Annotated in this window: 11 protein-coding genes and 1 pseudogene; 6 read left to right on the forward strand and 6 right to left on the reverse strand. The window is 75.3% G+C overall.

Annotation, left to right across the window (positions count from 1 at the left end; all coding sequences use genetic code 11):
* Nucleotides 1-61: 61 nt before the first annotated feature.
* The gene (locus JQN84_RS06665; RefSeq protein WP_204957554.1) at nucleotides 62-2,584 is read right to left on the reverse strand and encodes a S8 family serine peptidase; all 2,523 of its coding nucleotides are present in this window, start codon (nucleotides 2,582-2,584) and stop codon (nucleotides 62-64) included.
* 462 nt (nucleotides 2,585-3,046) lie between these two features.
* Here JQN84_RS06665 and JQN84_RS06670 point away from each other — a divergent pair, with 462 nt between their 5' ends.
* A complete protein-coding gene (locus JQN84_RS06670; protein ID WP_372445935.1) occupies nucleotides 3,047-4,888 on the forward strand; it encodes a glycerol-3-phosphate dehydrogenase/oxidase in 1,842 nt (613 codons plus the stop codon).
* Nucleotides 4,889-4,961: 73 nt separating this feature from the next.
* Nucleotides 4,962-5,456, forward strand: coding sequence for a hypothetical protein (locus tag JQN84_RS06675; RefSeq protein ID WP_281902497.1), 495 nt, complete (start codon nucleotides 4,962-4,964; stop codon nucleotides 5,454-5,456).
* A 15-nt stretch (nucleotides 5,457-5,471) separates the two neighbouring features.
* Here JQN84_RS06675 and JQN84_RS06680 read toward each other — a convergent pair whose 3' ends face one another.
* Nucleotides 5,472-6,872, reverse strand: a complete 1,401-nt coding sequence (locus JQN84_RS06680) for an FAD-binding oxidoreductase (RefSeq protein ID WP_204957555.1) — start codon at nucleotides 6,870-6,872, stop codon at nucleotides 5,472-5,474.
* A gap of 35 nt (nucleotides 6,873-6,907) precedes the next feature.
* Between JQN84_RS06680 and JQN84_RS06685 the strand changes: the two genes are divergently transcribed.
* The gene (locus JQN84_RS06685) at nucleotides 6,908-7,201 is read left to right on the forward strand and encodes a DUF4031 domain-containing protein (protein ID WP_204957556.1); all 294 of its coding nucleotides are present in this window, start codon (nucleotides 6,908-6,910) and stop codon (nucleotides 7,199-7,201) included.
* A gap of 45 nt (nucleotides 7,202-7,246) precedes the next feature.
* On the opposite strand, the gene JQN84_RS06690 is transcribed toward JQN84_RS06685, so the two are convergent.
* A complete protein-coding gene (locus JQN84_RS06690; protein ID WP_204957557.1) occupies nucleotides 7,247-7,882 on the reverse strand; it encodes an HD domain-containing protein in 636 nt (211 codons plus the stop codon).
* 58 nt (nucleotides 7,883-7,940) lie between these two features.
* Between JQN84_RS06690 and JQN84_RS06695 the strand changes: the two genes are divergently transcribed.
* Together JQN84_RS06695 and JQN84_RS06700 are read left to right on the forward strand one after the other, a co-directional pair.
* Nucleotides 7,941-9,200 (forward strand): FUSC family protein, encoded by a 1,260-nt coding sequence (locus JQN84_RS06695; protein ID WP_372445960.1) that lies wholly within the window; start codon nucleotides 7,941-7,943, stop codon nucleotides 9,198-9,200.
* Nucleotides 9,201-9,258: 58 nt separating this feature from the next.
* Nucleotides 9,259-10,774: pseudogene (locus tag JQN84_RS06700) on the forward strand (PrsW family intramembrane metalloprotease).
* Nucleotides 10,775-10,815: 41 nt separating this feature from the next.
* Here the strand turns inward: JQN84_RS06700 and JQN84_RS06705 are convergent.
* Nucleotides 10,816-10,983: a hypothetical protein gene (locus JQN84_RS06705; protein ID WP_204924719.1), complete on the reverse strand. Its 168-nt coding sequence runs from the start codon at nucleotides 10,981-10,983 to the stop codon at nucleotides 10,816-10,818.
* A gap of 97 nt (nucleotides 10,984-11,080) precedes the next feature.
* Complete coding sequence (locus JQN84_RS06710) at nucleotides 11,081-11,428, reverse strand: GroES family chaperonin (protein WP_204924720.1); 348 nt, start codon at nucleotides 11,426-11,428, stop codon at nucleotides 11,081-11,083.
* A 156-nt stretch (nucleotides 11,429-11,584) separates the two neighbouring features.
* Between JQN84_RS06710 and JQN84_RS06715 the strand changes: the two genes are divergently transcribed.
* Entirely contained in the window at nucleotides 11,585-12,889 is a 1,305-nt protein-coding gene (locus JQN84_RS06715) for an AI-2E family transporter (RefSeq protein WP_372445936.1), read from the forward strand.
* Nucleotides 12,890-12,947: 58 nt separating this feature from the next.
* Here the strand turns inward: JQN84_RS06715 and JQN84_RS06720 are convergent, their stop codons facing one another.
* Nucleotides 12,948-15,128, reverse strand: a complete 2,181-nt coding sequence (locus tag JQN84_RS06720; RefSeq protein ID WP_204957560.1) for an ATP-dependent DNA helicase — start codon at nucleotides 15,126-15,128, stop codon at nucleotides 12,948-12,950.
* Nucleotides 15,129-15,181 lie beyond the last annotated feature (53 nt).

Here is a 15,181-nt window from a genome sequence, read left to right on the forward strand (position 1 = left end):
TCCGTGTCCACGGCCCGTACCCACCACGGCCCGTGCCGGCCCACCCCGGTGACGGGAGCGATCAGCGGCGGGCGGCCCGCACCGCCGCGTACGCGTCGACCAGCCCGGCCCCGCTCGACGCCGTCACCGGGCCGCAGCTGAGGTCGGCGGGCCCGGCCGGCTGCGCCGTGTCCCGCAGGATGTTCCGGGTCCGCGCGAGATCCCCGACCAGCGCCGGATTCGCCGACCACATCAGCGCCACCACGCCCGCCACCTGCGGGGTGGCCATCGAGGTGCCGTCCAGCGTGGCGTAGCCGCCGCCGGGCATCGCGGACCTGATGCCCTCCCCCGGGGCGACCAGATCCGGCTTGACCACCCCACCCGCGACGGGACCCCGGCTGGAGAACTCGGCGACCACCCGGTCCCGGTTCACCGCCCCCACCGTCAGCACGTCCGCATACGGGGCCGGCGGGTCGACGATCGACCCGCAGTCCGGGCCGGTGTTCCCGGCGGCAGCCACCACCAGGATGCCCGCCGCCTCCAGGGCGGCGGTCGCCGGACGCAGCGCCCCCGGATCGCAGCCCTCCACCGGTGGGCACCCCCACGAGTTGGTCAGCACGTCCGGGGCGCGCGCCGGGCGTCCGTCGGTGAAGGGGTCACCGCCGACCGGGAACGGTGCCAGCATGAACTGGAGACAGTCCAGGTAGTGCGCCGGGCTGCCCAGGTTGCGATCCAGGTTGACGCAGCCCACCCACTGCGCGCCGGGCGCCACCCCGATGCCGTCCCGCCCCACGGCGCTGCCGGCGGTGTGGGTGCCGTGGCCGCCGGAGTCGGCGGGGGAGCGGGTGTGGTTCCACGGGTCGTACCAGGAGTCGTCGCCGCCCCGGAAACCGGCGGCCAGCGCCGGGTGGGTGCCGTCGACCCCGGAGTCCGAGCTGCCGACCACCACCCCGGAGCCGGTGACGGACAGCTCCGACCAGACCCGGTCGGCCCCGATCATCCGCAGGTTCCACTCCGGCCCGGTCGGTGCCGGCTGGTCGCCCCGACTGACCGGGGCGGGTGCGGGCAACGGGCGGAGCCGCTGGCTGACCAGCACCCGGGCCACCTCAGGGCGGCCGGACAGCCAGGCCCGCACCGCCGGCCCGCCGTCGGTTTCGATCGCGTTGACCAGGTAGTACGGCGTCGGTTCGAGGCCCAGCCGGTTCAGGTCCCGGCGCAGCCCGCCCTGGGTGCGCTCGGCGGTGGCGACGAGCCTGCGGTACACCTCGGCGGTCCGCGCCTCCCGGCCCGCCCGGCCGGGCGGGCCGGCGGGGATGCCGGAGAGGTCAGCCTGCTCGCGGAGTACCACCAGCAGCCGTTCGCCGTACAGGCCGGGCTGACCGGCGGCCACGTCGACCACCCCGACGGTGAGCAGCAGGACGGCCGCGCCCGACGCGGCGACCAGCCGGCGCGGCGCACGCCCGCGCGGCCTGGCGAGCAGCACCCCGTACCCGATGGCCAGCAGGACCGCGACGGCGAACCCGACGCCCGAGGCGACCATGACCCAGTACGGGACGTCGCGGGTGGTGGCCAGCAGGACCGAGATCTCCTCCGGGTCGGTGAGCGCCAGCGGGCCGAACACCGCCAGGCCGACCAGCCAGCGCACCGGTGCCGAACCGGCGGGCCGGCCGGCCCGCCGGGCCGCCACCTGGCACGCGCCCAGCGCGAACCCGACGGGCGGGACGAAGAGCAGCGCGGGAAGTTGGACGCCGGAGTGGCCGGTGCCCGCGCCGACCAGCAACAGGACCACGCCGGCGACCAGGCCGCCGACCAGCACGGTACGGGCGGCCCGGGGTGGCCCGTCACCGGTGAAGGGGGCCCAGAACCGGTCGTCGAGCAGTGCTCCGGCGAGCAGACCGACCGCCGTCGCGGCGAGCGCGGCGAGCACCGTCTCCAGCAGGCCGCCCAGCGCGCCGAACCGGACCCACGGCAGCAGCAGCGCCAGCCCGGCGGCGACCGCCAGCAGGGTGACCGCCTGCGGCCGGCCGACCCCGCCACCCGGTCCGCGACCGTGGTCGGTCTGCTGGCTGCGCTGCCGGTGACGGTCGGCGGGTGTGGCGGGCCCGTGCGTGGGGTCGGTGCCCTCGGGGGCGGTGGTCGGGGCGGGCATGGCGGCGGCCGGCTGGGCCGGGGCGGGCAGCCGGGCGGCCAGCAGCGCGAGCAGCGTCGCCGTCGCGGCCAGCGCGGCCAGGTACGCCTCGTGGTGGACCTGCGGCAGTGCCCGCAGCGACCCGAGGGCGACCAGGGCGAGCGCGGCGGCGAGCCAGACCCGGCCGGTGACCCGGACCCGGGGGGAGCGGGGGAGCAGGGCCAGCAGCAGCGCGGGCAGGCCGACCAGCAGGGCGGTGGCCAGGCTGAGCGCCGGCCAGAGCCACGCCTGCCGGTCCCAGCCCGCGGCCACCTGCAACTGCTCGACCGACCAGCCGACCGCCTGGAGCAGCACGGCGAGGGTGACCGTCCAGCCGCCGGCGAGGGCGGCGGCCACCACCGGCCACGGGCTCGACGGACGGGCGGCGGCGCTCGGCGGGAAGCCGTAGCCCGGCGGAGGTGGTGTGTCGGCCAACATCCGGAAACAGTACGACGTACGGCGCCGTCCGTCGGCGGTGCCGGTCCGACGCCGGTCCCGCCCGCCGCTGCTTCCACCTCCCGCGTTCCGTCGTTCTCCCCGGTCGCCGACTCCGTCCCCTGGTCACGGAAAGTGACGGAAGGTGGGGTGTGGACGCTACCTTGCGGATCCTTTGCTCTGCTGCCCTGGACGCAGCGGTCACTGAAAGTGCGCGTCGCGTGGAGAGCAGCAGAGCAAAGGGGCCGAGGGAGGGAGGTGGAGTGTGGGCGGGAGATGCGGCGATCGGGCTGGTCGCGGCAGTGGGGGGCGGTGTGCGAGGAGGGGGAGTCGACGGGAAGCTGATTACGGATCGTAATCTAGCCGATCCGGGTGGGTGTTGCTCAGCGTAATCGGGTGGGCGGCGGGGAATCTGGCCGGTTCCGGGCCTGCTGCGGGCGGGACCCGGCGGGTTACGGTGGACGGGTGCGTGACCCCAATGTGACCCGATCCGCCGCCGGTCAACTCTCCCCGCAGCGCCGCGCCGCCGACCTGCGCCGGCTCCGGGCCGAGCGGTTCGACGTACTGGTCATCGGAGGTGGGGCGACCGGGGCCGGGGCCGCGCTCGACGCCGCCTCCCGGGGGCTCAAGGTCGCCCTGGTCGAGGCCCGCGACTTCGCCGCCGGCACCTCCAGCCGGTCCAGCAAACTGATCCACGGCGGCCTGCGCTACCTGGAACAGTTGGAGTTCCACCTGGTCCACGAGGCGCTGACCGAGCGGGGGTTGCTCGCCACCCGGCTCGCCCCGCACCTGGTCCGGCCGGTCCCGTTCCTGATCCCGCTCCCCGCCGGGCGGGGGCTGCGCGACCTGCCGGCCCGGCTGTTCCGCCGCTCCTACTACGGGGCCGGGGTGGCCGCCTACGACGCTTTCGCCGGGCTGTTTGGCACCGGCCGGGGGATGCCGCTGCACCGGCACCTGACCCGTGAGGGCGCCCGCCGGGTCTTCCCCAGCCTGCGGGCCGACGCGCTGGCCGGGGCGATCCGCTACTACGACGGGCAGGTCGACGACGCCCGGCTGGTGGTGACCCTGGCCCGCACCGCCGCCAGCCTCGGCGCGACAGTGGTGAGCAGCGCCCGTGCCGTCGGGCTGGTGCGGCAGGCCCGCGAGGTCACCGGGGTCCGGGTCCGCGACCTGGAGGCGCCCCCCGGCTCCCCGGACGCCGAGTTCGAGGTACGCGCCCGTACCGTCATCGCCGCCACCGGCGTGTGGAGCGACGACATGTCCCGGATGCTCAACGACGTCGGGCTGCGCCCCGGGGTGCGGGTCCGGGCCTCCAAGGGGGTGCACCTGGTGGTGCCCCGCTCGGCGATCACCGGCGAGACCGGGCTGATCGTGCGCACCGCGACCAGTGTGCTCTTCGTCATCCCCTGGGGCGGGCACTGGATCATCGGCACCACCGACACCGACTGGCGGCTCGACCGCTCCCACCCGGCCGCCTCCGCCCGCGACATCCAGTACCTGCTCGACCAGGTCAACCTGGTGCTGGACCGGCCGCTGTCCAGCGCCGACATCGAGGGCGTCTACGCCGGGCTGCGTCCGCTGCTCGCCGGTGAGGCCGACTCGACCTCCAAGCTCTCCCGGGAACACGCCGTCTTCGAGCCGATGCTCGGACTGCTGCTGGTGGCCGGCGGCAAGTACACGACCTATCGGGTGATGGCCGCCGACGTGGTCGACCGGGCCGCCCACCGGCTCGGCGGCGTACGCCCCTCGCGCACCGCCGACCTGCCGCTGCTCGGCGCCGACGGCTACGCCGCGATGTGGCGGGACCGGGCCGACCTGGCCCGCCGGCACGGGGTGCCCGTCGGTGTGGTCGAACACCTGCTGGAGCGGTACGGCACGCTCACCCTGGAGGTGCTGGCGCTGATCGCCGCCGACCCGCTGCTCGCCTCGCCGCTGGCCGGCGCACCGGAGTACCTGGCCGCCGAGGTGACCTACGCCACCCGCTCCGAGGGGGCGCTGCACCTGGAGGACGTGCTGACCCGGCGTACCCGGATCTCCTTCGAGACGACCCACCGGGGTCTCGACTCGGCCGGGCACACGGCGGAGCTGATGGGGGCGGTGCTCGGCTGGGACGCGGCCACCCGGGAGCGGGAGATCGCGCACTACCGGGCCCGGGTCGAGGCCGAGCGGGAGTCGCAGCTCATGCCGGACGATGCGACCGCCGACGCGGCCCGCCTCGGTGCCCCCGACGTGCGGGGTTTCGCGGCCGACCGGGGTGCCGACGGGGTGGAGGACGGCCCGCTGCACCTGCCGACGTCGTCGCGCTGACCGGACCCGGGGCGGCGGTGCGGGGCCGGTCGGCCGGTTCCCGATGGCAGCGGGGTGGGATAGGTTCCGGCCCGTGGTTCCCCCTCAGTGGTCACGCGCGTTCCTCGTCCCCGCCGTCATGACGGTCACCCTGACCGGCTGCGCGCTGGTCGACCGGCAGGGCGGGTCCACGGCGGAGGGTCGGGGCGGCACGACAGCGCCGGGGGCGACCCGGGTGAGCCTGATGCAGAAGCTCGGCGAGGACGGTCCACTACGCTCGCTGACCGTCGAGCCGGACGGCCGGTGGGAGTGCGCCGACTGCGCCGGCGACGGGGTCACCTCGGCCGGTTCGCTGGACCCGGAACAGGTGCAGCGGTTGCACCGGCTGCTGGCCGACCCGCGGCTGGCCCAGGAGACCGACCAGGCCCGCCGGTACCGGGCGACCTGCATCGACGCGTTGACGTCCAGCCTGCTCACCACGGCTGGTCTGATCACCTCGCAGGACTGCCCGGGTGAGGAACGCCCGGCGGTGGCCGGCGAGATCCTGCTCCTGCTCACCCAGGCCACCCCGGCCGAGCCGACCCGCTGAGCCGAGCCGGCCCGCTCAGAGCACCTTGCCCGGGTTGAACAGCCCCGCCGGGTCGAGCGCCGCCTTGATCGCCTGGTGCACCCGGACGCCGACCGGGCCGATCTCCCGGGCCAGCCAGTCCCGCTTGAGCAGCCCGACGCCGTGCTCGCCGGTGCAGGTGCCACCGAGTTCCAGCCCGAGCCGGATGATCTCGTCGAAGGCCCGCCGGCCCCGCTCCAGGCTCGCCGGGTCGGCCCGGTCCACCACGATGTTCGGGTGCAGGTTGCCGTCACCGGCGTGACCGACCACCCCGATCGGCACCCCGCACTCGGTGGCGATCCGGGCCACCCCGTCCAGCAGCGTGGCGAGCGCCCCCCGGGGCACCGCCACGTCGTCGATGATCAGGCCGCCGTTGCCGTCCGGGTAGGTGTCGACGGCGAACTTCTCCATCGCCGGGTGGGCCAGCCGGCGGGCCTGGAGCAGCGCCGCCGCCTCCACCGCGTCGGTCGCCGCGTAGACCTCCTGCGCGCCGGCCGCCGTGCAGACCCCGGCGATCCGGGCCAGGTCGTCCGCCGCCCGGGGGCCGGTGTCGGCGGCGGCGAGCAGCAGCGCCTGCGCATCGGTCCGCAACCCCATCGGCCGGTACGCCTCGATCGCCCGCAGGTGCGTCCGGTCCAGCAGTTCCAGCAGGCTCGGGGTGAGGCCCTGCGCGGCGATCCCGGCCACCGCCGTACCCGCCCCGGCGGTCGAGTCGAAGACCGCCACCATCGTCAGCGACTCCTCCGGCGCGGGCCGTAGCGCCACGGTGACCTCGGTGATCACGCCGAGCGTGCCCTCCGCGCCGACGAAGAGCCGGGTCAGGTCGTACCCGGCCACGCCCTTGGCGGTACGCCGGCCGGTGCGCAGCACCTCGCCGGAGGCGAGCACCACCTCCAGCCCGAGGACGTACTCGGTGGTCACCCCGTACTTGACGCAGCACATCCCGCCGGCGTTGGTGGAGACGTTGCCGCCGATGGTGGAGGACTCCCAGGAACCCGGGTCGGGCGGGTAGTACAGGCCCTGTTCCCGCACCGCGCGGGCCAGCGTGGCGTTCACCACGCCCGGCTGCACCACGGCGATCCGGGCCACCGGGTCGATCTCCCGGATCGCGGTCATCGCGACGGTGCTCACCACCACCGCGCCGTCGACCGCGTTCGCCGCGCCGGCCAGCCCGGTCCGCGCCCCCTGCGGCACCACGGGTACGCCGTGCCGGGCCGCCGCCCGGACCACCACCACCACCTGTGCCGTGTCCCGGGGGCGGACGACCACCAGCGGCGTGCCGGCGGCGCAGAGGTCCGCCTCGTCGCGCCGGTGCAGCCGGAGCAGATCCGGATCGGTGAGGACCGCCTCGTCGCCGAGAGCCGCCCGCAGGTCGTCGAGGAGGAGGGAGCCAGCCATGCGGCCGAGGCTAACCGGCGGCTAGATTGGCCGCCATGCTGTACCTGGACCGGCCCGCCTGGCCGTGGCGCGGTCGGCTCTGGTCGCACCTGATCAGCGACGTCTCCCCGGCGGAGCTGCACGTGTTCGCCGAGATGCTCGGGGTGCCCCGGCGCGGATTCGACCGGGACCATTACGACATCCCCGCCGACCGGTTCGCCGTGGCGGTGTGGCTCGGTGCCCGGGTGGTGCCCAGCCGGGAGATCGTCCGCCTGCTGTACGCCGCCGGCCTGCGCCGCCCCAAACACCTCAACCGCCCCGACCTGCCCGGGGACCTCGCCCGCCGCTGACGCCGGTCGGCCCGCACCCCGGGGTGTCGACGGTCGGCCGGCAGGTCAGCGCAGGGACGTCAGCTCGCGGCGGAGGTTGGCGCGGGCCGGTGCCTCCCACCGGGCGGCCAGCGGGGGCAGCCGGAACAGGGTCGGCAGGGCGAGCAGCCCGTCGAGCACTCGGGCCCGGCCGGCACGGAAGTCCGCCTCGGGCACGTGCGCGTACTCGGCGCGGATCGCGGCGGCGTACCCGTCGTACACCTCGGGGGGTGTGGCCAGGACGGCCAGGTCGGCGTCGCAGAGCAACGCGCCGTCACGGTCGCCGGGCGCGGTGCGGTGCCCGGCGGTGAGCAGCACCAGCCGGCGGACCTCGGCCACCGTGCCGGCCGGCACCCCCAGCCCGGTGAGCAGGTCGCCGGCCAGTTCTGCGCTGGCCCGTTCGTTGGCGTCGGCGGCGGCGCGCGGGTCGTAGACGGCGTCGTGCGTCCAGGCGGCGAGCGCGACCCGTTCCGGCCGGTCGGCCAGGTCGGCGTGCCGGTCGACCAGGTCGAGCACCGCCCGCAGGTGGTGCTCCGTGTGGTAGCGCCGGTGCGGCTCCCGCCAGCGGTTGAGCAGGTCGACCCCGGCGGCGGTGAGCGCCGGCCCGGCGGCGGCCCCGGCGGCGAGCGCCGCCGCCACCCACCTGTCGATCAGCTCGGTCACCCGGACGATTCTGCCGCAGGGATGAACCGGTGTGGCGCGGGTAGTCCCCGCCATGGCGCTGGCCCGGGACCGACGACCGTCACTGTTGCATCGGACCGGGCTGCGTGACGCCGGGGACGACATCGACACCGCGCGGATCGCCGAGGCGGTGGCCTACCTGCGCCACCGGGGCCGGGCCACCCTGCGCGACCGGCTGCACCAGGTGCACCTGGCGATGGGCCTGGCCGTGCAGGCGGGGCTGGCCGCCGCGCTGGCCTGGATCGTGTCGCACCACCTGCTGGGCAACCCGCAACCGGTCTTCGCACCGATCTCGGCGGTCGGCACCCTGGCCGCCTCGGTCGGCCAGCGGCTGCGCCGGACCGTGGAGCTGATCGTCGGGGTGGCGGTCGGGGTGTTCCTCGGCGACGTGCTGATCTACTTCCTGGGCACCGGAGGCTGGCAGCTCGGGCTGGTGGTGACCGCGGCGATCGTGCTCACCACCTTCTTCGGGGCCAGCGTCGCGGTGGTGATCCAGGCCGCCGCGACCGCCGTGCTGATCGTCACGCTGAGCCCGTCCACCGAGGATCTGGAACTGCCCAGGTTCGTCGACGCGTTCGTCGGCGGCGGCATCGCCCTGCTGGTCACGGCGATCCTGCTGCCGCTCAACCCGCTCCGGGTGATCAACCGGGCGGCCCGGCCGGCGCTCGACCTGCTCGCCGACCAGCTCGACGTCTGCGCCCAGGCGTTGCGTGACCGGGACCGGAGCGCCGCCCAGCGGGCGCTGGACCGGCTGCGCGAGAACAAGGAGGAACTGGCCACCTTCACCGAGGCCATCGAGGGGGCGAAGGAGACCAGCACGCTCTCCCCGGCCCGCTGGCACCGGCGCAGCGAACTGACCCACTACGCCGAGGCGGCCGACCCGATCGACCGGGCGATGCGCAACAGCGGCACCCTGATCCGGCGCGCGGTCACCATGATCGAGGACGACGAGCCGGTTCCGGAGCCGATGCCCGACGCGGTGGTCCACCTGGCCGAGTCGGTCCGCCTGCTGCGCCACGAGTTCGCCGCCGGGGACGAGCCGGAACGGGCCCGGGAACGGTCGCTGCGCGCGGTCAGCGAGGCCGGCCGGGCGTACGACCAGGGGGTCGGGTTCTCCGGCAGTGTGGTGATCGCCCAGGTGCGTACGACCGCCAGTGACCTGCTGGTCGCCTCGGGCATCGAGCAGGAGGACGCCAACCGGCTGGTCCGGCAGGCGTTCGGCGACAAGGACAAACCGGGCGGCGGCCCGGCGGAGCAGCACGCCGCCCCGAAACCCCCGACCGCGCCGCCGCTGGGCTGACCCGACCGCGCCGTCCCTGGGCTCGTCCGACCGCGCCGCCCCCCGGGCCGCCCCGGCCGTGGACCGTGCCGTCGCGCACCGGGAGAGCCCGGCCGAACGGGCCGGGGATGACTACGCTGATCCACATGGCCGACACCCCGCCCGGCGGGCCCCCGCTGACGCCCGCGCCCGCCGTACCGTCGCCGGACGCCGCCGCGCCCCGGATGCCGCTGCGCCGGCTCGGCTGGCGGCGGGTCCTGGTGCTGGCCGGGGTGGTGCTGCTGATCGCGGCCTGCGCGGTCTACATGCTCTACACGCTCGGCTCCAACCTGGGTCTGGACGCGCTGCTGGTCGGGGTGACCGCGGCGATCCTGCCGGTGCCCGTCCTGGTCGCCTGCTTCCTCTGGCTCGACAGGTACGAACCCGAACCGCTGAAGTACCTGATCTTCTGCTTCGCCTGGGGCGCATTCGTTTCGACCGCCGCGTCGCTGACCGTCAACAACACCTTCGCCGCCCTGTTCAAGGACTGGGGGGTCTCGTCGTCGCTGACCGGGGTGCTGGTGGCCCCGTTCATCGAGGAGCTGACCAAGGCGCTCGGCCCGATCCTGCTGCTGATCTTCCGGCGCAAGGAGTGGTCCGGGATCACCGACGGCCTGGTCTACTGCGGGCTGTCCGCCGTCGGGTTCGCCATGGTGGAGAACATCCTCTACCTGGGTGGCCTCGGGTACGCCTCGGGCGTCGACCAGTGGGGGCCGGCCACCGGTGTCCGCAACGTCATCGTCATCTTCATCTCCCGGATCCTCTTCTTCGGCTTCGCCCACCCGCTGTTCACCTCGATGACCGGGGTGGGGTTGGGCATCGCCGCGCGCACCGCCGACCGGCGGGTCCGGGTGCTCGCCCCGGTCGCCGGCCTGCTGCTGGCGATGATGCTGCACGGCACCTGGAACCTGATCCCGACGCTGGTGCAGGCCACCGGCCAGGCGGTGATCTTCTTCTACGGGATGGTCGCGGTGATGGTGCCGATCTTCTTCGGCATGGTCGGCTTCGCGGTCTGGCTGCGCGCCTGGGAGGGGCGGCTCACCGAGCGGACCCTGCCCGACTACGTGCGGGCGGGCTGGTTGAGCCCGCCCGAGGTGGCCGCCCTGGGCAGCCTGGGCCGCCGGCACGCCGCCCGCACCTGGGCCCGGCGGGTCGGCGGGGACGCCGGGCTGCGCGCGATGCGCGGCTACCAGTTCGCCGCGACCCGGCTGGCGCTGCTGCGCGACGGGATGCGGCGCGGTCTGGACCGCAAACCGGCGGAGCGGGAGAACACCCTGCGGGAGGAACGGCAGCTGCTGGAGACGATCGCGGCGTACCGGTCGTTCTTCGTCGGCCGGGACCCGCAGACGCCGGTGGGGGTCTGGGACGGGCAGCGCTACCACCTGCGGTTCCCCGACGGCACGCAGCGGGTCGTCGACGCCCCGGACTCGCCGGTGGTGCCGATCCCGGTGGTGCTGGCCCCGCCGCCGCCCCCGGCGTACCCGGCCGGCTACGGCCCGCCCGGCTGGTACGGCCCCCGCCCGGCCGCCCCCTGGCCGCCCGGCGGCGGACGCTGACCGGCCCGGCCGGGCGTTGACCGGCCCGGCCCCGGGTGGGGTCAGGTCATCAGGGTGGTGAGGAAGTCGCCGAGGCCCTGGGCCATCGCCATCAGGGCGGCCCCGATCCCCTTGAACATCTGGGCCGCCCCGTCCGGGCGGAACGCCATGAAATAGATCAGGAAGGCGACGCTGCCCCAGAGCAGCACCTTCTTCACGAGAACCGGCATCGTCCCTCCCCAGGGCGCCTGGACGTGCCTGGCTTCCCGCCGGGAAGCGGGACAAACCGGTAGGTCGCCCGGGACGACTGCCGGGGAGGGACCGGACCTACAGGTAGAGGCCGGTGCTGCCGGTGGACTCGCTCTCCACCCGTTCGGCGGCGACGGCGTGCACGTCCCGCTCGCGCAGCAGCACGTACCCCCGGCCGTGCAGTTCGACCTCGGAGCGGTCGTCCGGGTCGAAGAGCACCCGGTCGCCGGCCACGACGGCGCGTACGTGCGGACCCACCCCCACGGCGGTGGCCCAGGCCAACCGCTTGCCGACGGCGGCGGTGGCCGGGATGACGATGCCTGCGGTGGAACGGCGTTCGCCCTCGCTGCCGTCCACCTTGACCAGCACCCGGTCGTGCAGCAGGCGGATCGGCAGGCCGGTGTCGAGATTCGGGTCGGCGGTCACGCCAAGACGCTACCGTGTGGGCCGGTGGCGTCCGTGCGGTGGTTGAGCCGATGCGGCGCGGGGCAATGAGTGGCGGAACTGCCCTACGGTGGCGGGCGTACGGACGTACCCTGTCCGGGCCGTCGCCACGGGCGTCCCGGTGTCGTTTCTCAGGAGGTGCGCTTGAGCCGCTTCGAGCGGGTACGCGGCCGACTCCGCCGTGCCTACGAGTCCGGACGGGAGTCGGTCCGCGCGGGGCGCGCCGATCCGGTCGACGCGCCCGAGGGGGCCGGAGTGGCCACCCCCGCGTTCCCCGGTCCGCCGGCCGCCCCGTCGGCGACGGTGGTCGGGGTCGAGCCGCCGGCGGCCATGCACAACTCCACCTCCAGCCGGGACGACGCCGACGTGCCGCACGCGCTGCGGATCGCCGCCGCCTGGTCGTGGCGGTTGATCGTGATCGGTGTGGTCACCTGGGCGCTGCTGAGGATCGTCGGGACGATCAGCATCGTGATCATCCCGCTGGCGGTGGCGCTGCTGCTCTCCGCGCTGCTCGCCCCGGCGGTGGGCTGGCTGCTGCGGGCCCGGTTCCCCCGCTCGCTGGCCACCGCCGTGGTGCTGGTCGGCGGCCTGGTCGCGGTGTTCGGCACGCTGACCCTGGTGGTCAACGAGTTCATCCAGGGTGTGCCGGAGCTGAGCGAGAAGTCGTCGCAGGGCGTGCGGCAGATCCAGGACTGGCTCAAGACCGGCCCGCTGCACCTGTCGGACAGCCAGCTCAACCGCTACATCGAAGAGGCACAGGGCTGGATCAACGGCAACACCGAGAGGTTCACCAGCGGGGCGCTGGCCACCGCCACCACGCTGGCCGAGGTGTTGACCGGCACGGTGCTGGTGCTCTTCGCCACCTTCTTCTTCCTGCGTGACGGCAGCCGGATCTGGCGGTTCCTGGTCCGCCTGCTGCCGGTCGCCGCCCGGTGGAAGGTCGACGACGCCGGTCGGGCCTCCTGGGCGACGCTCGGCGCGTACGTGCGGGCCACCGTGCTGGTGGCGTTCATCGACGCGGTGGGCATCGGCATCTTCCTGGTCGTCTTCGACGTCCCGTTCGCGTTCCCGCTGGCCGCGCTGGTCTTCCTCGGGGCGTTCATCCCGATCGTCGGCGCGTTCCTCTCCGGGGTGGTGGCGGTGCTGGTGGCGCTGGTCGACAGCGGCCCGGTGACCGCCCTGATCATCCTGGGCGTGGTGATCGGCGTGCAGCAGGTCGAGGGTCACCTGCTCCAGCCGTTGATCATGGGTCGGGCGGTGGCCATCCACCCGCTCGCGGTGATCATCGGGATCGCCGCCGGGGTGGTACTCGCCGGCATCACCGGCGCGCTGGTCGCGGTGCCGCTGATCGCGGTGCTCAACACCGCCGTCCGCCGACTCGCCGCCCGCAGCGTGCCGGACACCCCGCCCGACGCCGTGGTGGTCGCCTCCCAGGCCCCCTGACCCGGACCGGCCCGCCGCCCGTTCCCCGCCGGGGGAGCGGGCGGTTGCCGTGCGGGGGTCAGGCCTTGGCCAGGCGTTCCAGTGCGCCCCGGGCCACCTCCGGCCGGGTGGTGTACCAGAACGGGGGCAGCGAACGGCGCAGGAACGGCCCGTAGCCGCGCGCCGTCTCCAGCCGCGAGTCGAGGACCGCGACCACCCCCCGGTCGCCGGTGGCCCGGATCAACCGGCCCACCCCCTGCGCCAGCCGGACCGCCGCGATCGGCACGCTGACCGCCGAGAAGCCGGACCCGCCGCCCGCGTCCACCGCCGCCGCGCGGGCCGCCGCCAGCGGCTCGTCGGGGCGCGGGAACGGCAGCCTGTCGATCACCACGAGCTGGCACGAGTCGCCCGGCACGTCCACCCCCTGCCAGAGCGACATCACCCCGAACAGGCAGCTCGACCGGTCGTCGCGGAACCGGCGCACCAGCAGCGGCAGCGCCTCCTCGCCCTGGAGCAGCACGGGCAGGTCGGTGCGCGCCCGCAGCAGCTCCGCCGCCTGCTGCGCGGCCCGCCGGGAGGAGAACAATCCGAGAGTACGACCACCGAGCGCGCCGACCAGCCGCAGCAACTCCTCACCGGCCGCCTCGGGCAGCCCGGAGACGCTGGGCCGGGGCAGGTGCGCGGCGACGTACAGGATGCCCTGCCGGGCGTAGTCGAACGGTGAGCCGACGTCGAGCGACGACCAGCCCGGCCCCGACGTGGCCGGCACCACGCCGGTGGCGGCCCGGCTGCCCGGGGCACTCGCCACCCCGCCGGCATCCGGCCCGGGGCCGCCGACGACCCCTGTCGAACGGCCGGCGGTGGCGGTGGCCAGCGCGGCGGCGGCCGGGGACGGCGGGGCGGGCGGCGGGGCCTCCAGGCCGAGCGCCCGGGCCACCGTGTCGAACCGGCCGCCCAGCGCCAGGGTCGCCGAGGTGGCGACCACGGTGCGCTCGTCGTACAGGTGGGTGGCGAGGGTGCCGGCGACGGACAGCGGTGCGACCACCAGCGCCCGGCGGCTGCCGTTGTCGGGCTTCTCCACCCAGGCGACGTCGTGGTCGGCCTCCTCCAGCAGCCGCTGCGCGGTGCTCGACAACTCGTCGAGCACCGCCTTGGCCTGCTGCTTGCGGACCGGGTCCGGATCGTCGGCCTTGATGTCGCCGATCGCGTCCAGGGCGGCCCGGGTGGCCGCGTCCAGCAGCGTGCACGCCTCGCGCAGCGGGCCGGGCAGGCCGCCGGTGAGCCGCCCGGCCGGGGCCTCGGCCAGCCCGACGGCGAGCGCGTCGCCGGCCTCGGTGAGCCGGTCGGCGACGTCCGGCCGCAGCAGCGGGCGGGCGCGGCGGGCGGACCTGTCGATCTGCTCCGGCACCAGCTCGGCCTGGGCGGCCGAGGAGACCCGGTCGGCCAGCTCGTGCGCCTCGTCGACGATCAGCAGCTTGTGCGGCGGCACGATGTGCCGGCCGGCCAGCATGTCCACCGCGAGCAGGCTGTGGTTGGTGACCACCACGTCGGCCTCCCGGGCGCGGGCCCGCGACGCCTCGGCGAAACACTCCTGCCCGAACGGGCAGCGCGACGCCCCCACGCACTCGCGGGCCGGCATCGAGACCAGCCGCCACGCCTGGTCGTCGACGCCCGGGTCCAGCTCGTCCCGGTCGCCGGTGTCGGTCTTCTCGGCCCAGTCGCGCAGCCGCTGGATCTGCTTGCCCATCCGGCCGGCCTCGCCGAGCCACTTCGTCCCGCCGGCGGGCCGCTCGGCGGGGGCGTCGAAGAGGGTGTCCTCCGGCTCGTCCTCGGTGGAGTTGTCCAGCCGGGCCAGGCAGAGGTAGTGGTGCCGCCCCTTGAGCACGGCGAAGGTTGGGCGGCGGCCGAGCAGCGGCTCGACCGCATCGGCGAGCCGGGGCAGGTCGTGCTCGACCAGTTGGGACTGCAACGCCAGGGTGGCGGTGGAGACCACCACCGGCCCGTCCACGGTCAGCGCCGGGGCGAGGTAGCCCAGCGACTTGCCGGTCCCGGTGCCCGCCTGCACCAGCAGGTGCTCGCGGGCGGCGACGCTGCGTTCGATCGCCTCGGTCATCTGCTGCTGGCCCGGCCGGGTCGCGCCGCCGGGCACCGCGCCGACCGCCGCCGCCAGCAGCTCGGTGCCGCTCGGCCGGCCACCGCGCCGTCGGCCGGAGCGGGCCGCGGGGGTGCTGGGGCCGGCGGCGGTACGGGGCGGAGTCACCGTGCGACGGTACCCGCCGCCGCCGACAGTGGACGCGCCCCCGCCTCCCCGCG

The organism is Micromonospora humidisoli (assembly GCF_016900955.1).
GTDB lineage: Bacteria > Actinomycetota > Actinomycetes > Mycobacteriales > Micromonosporaceae > Micromonospora > Micromonospora wenchangensis.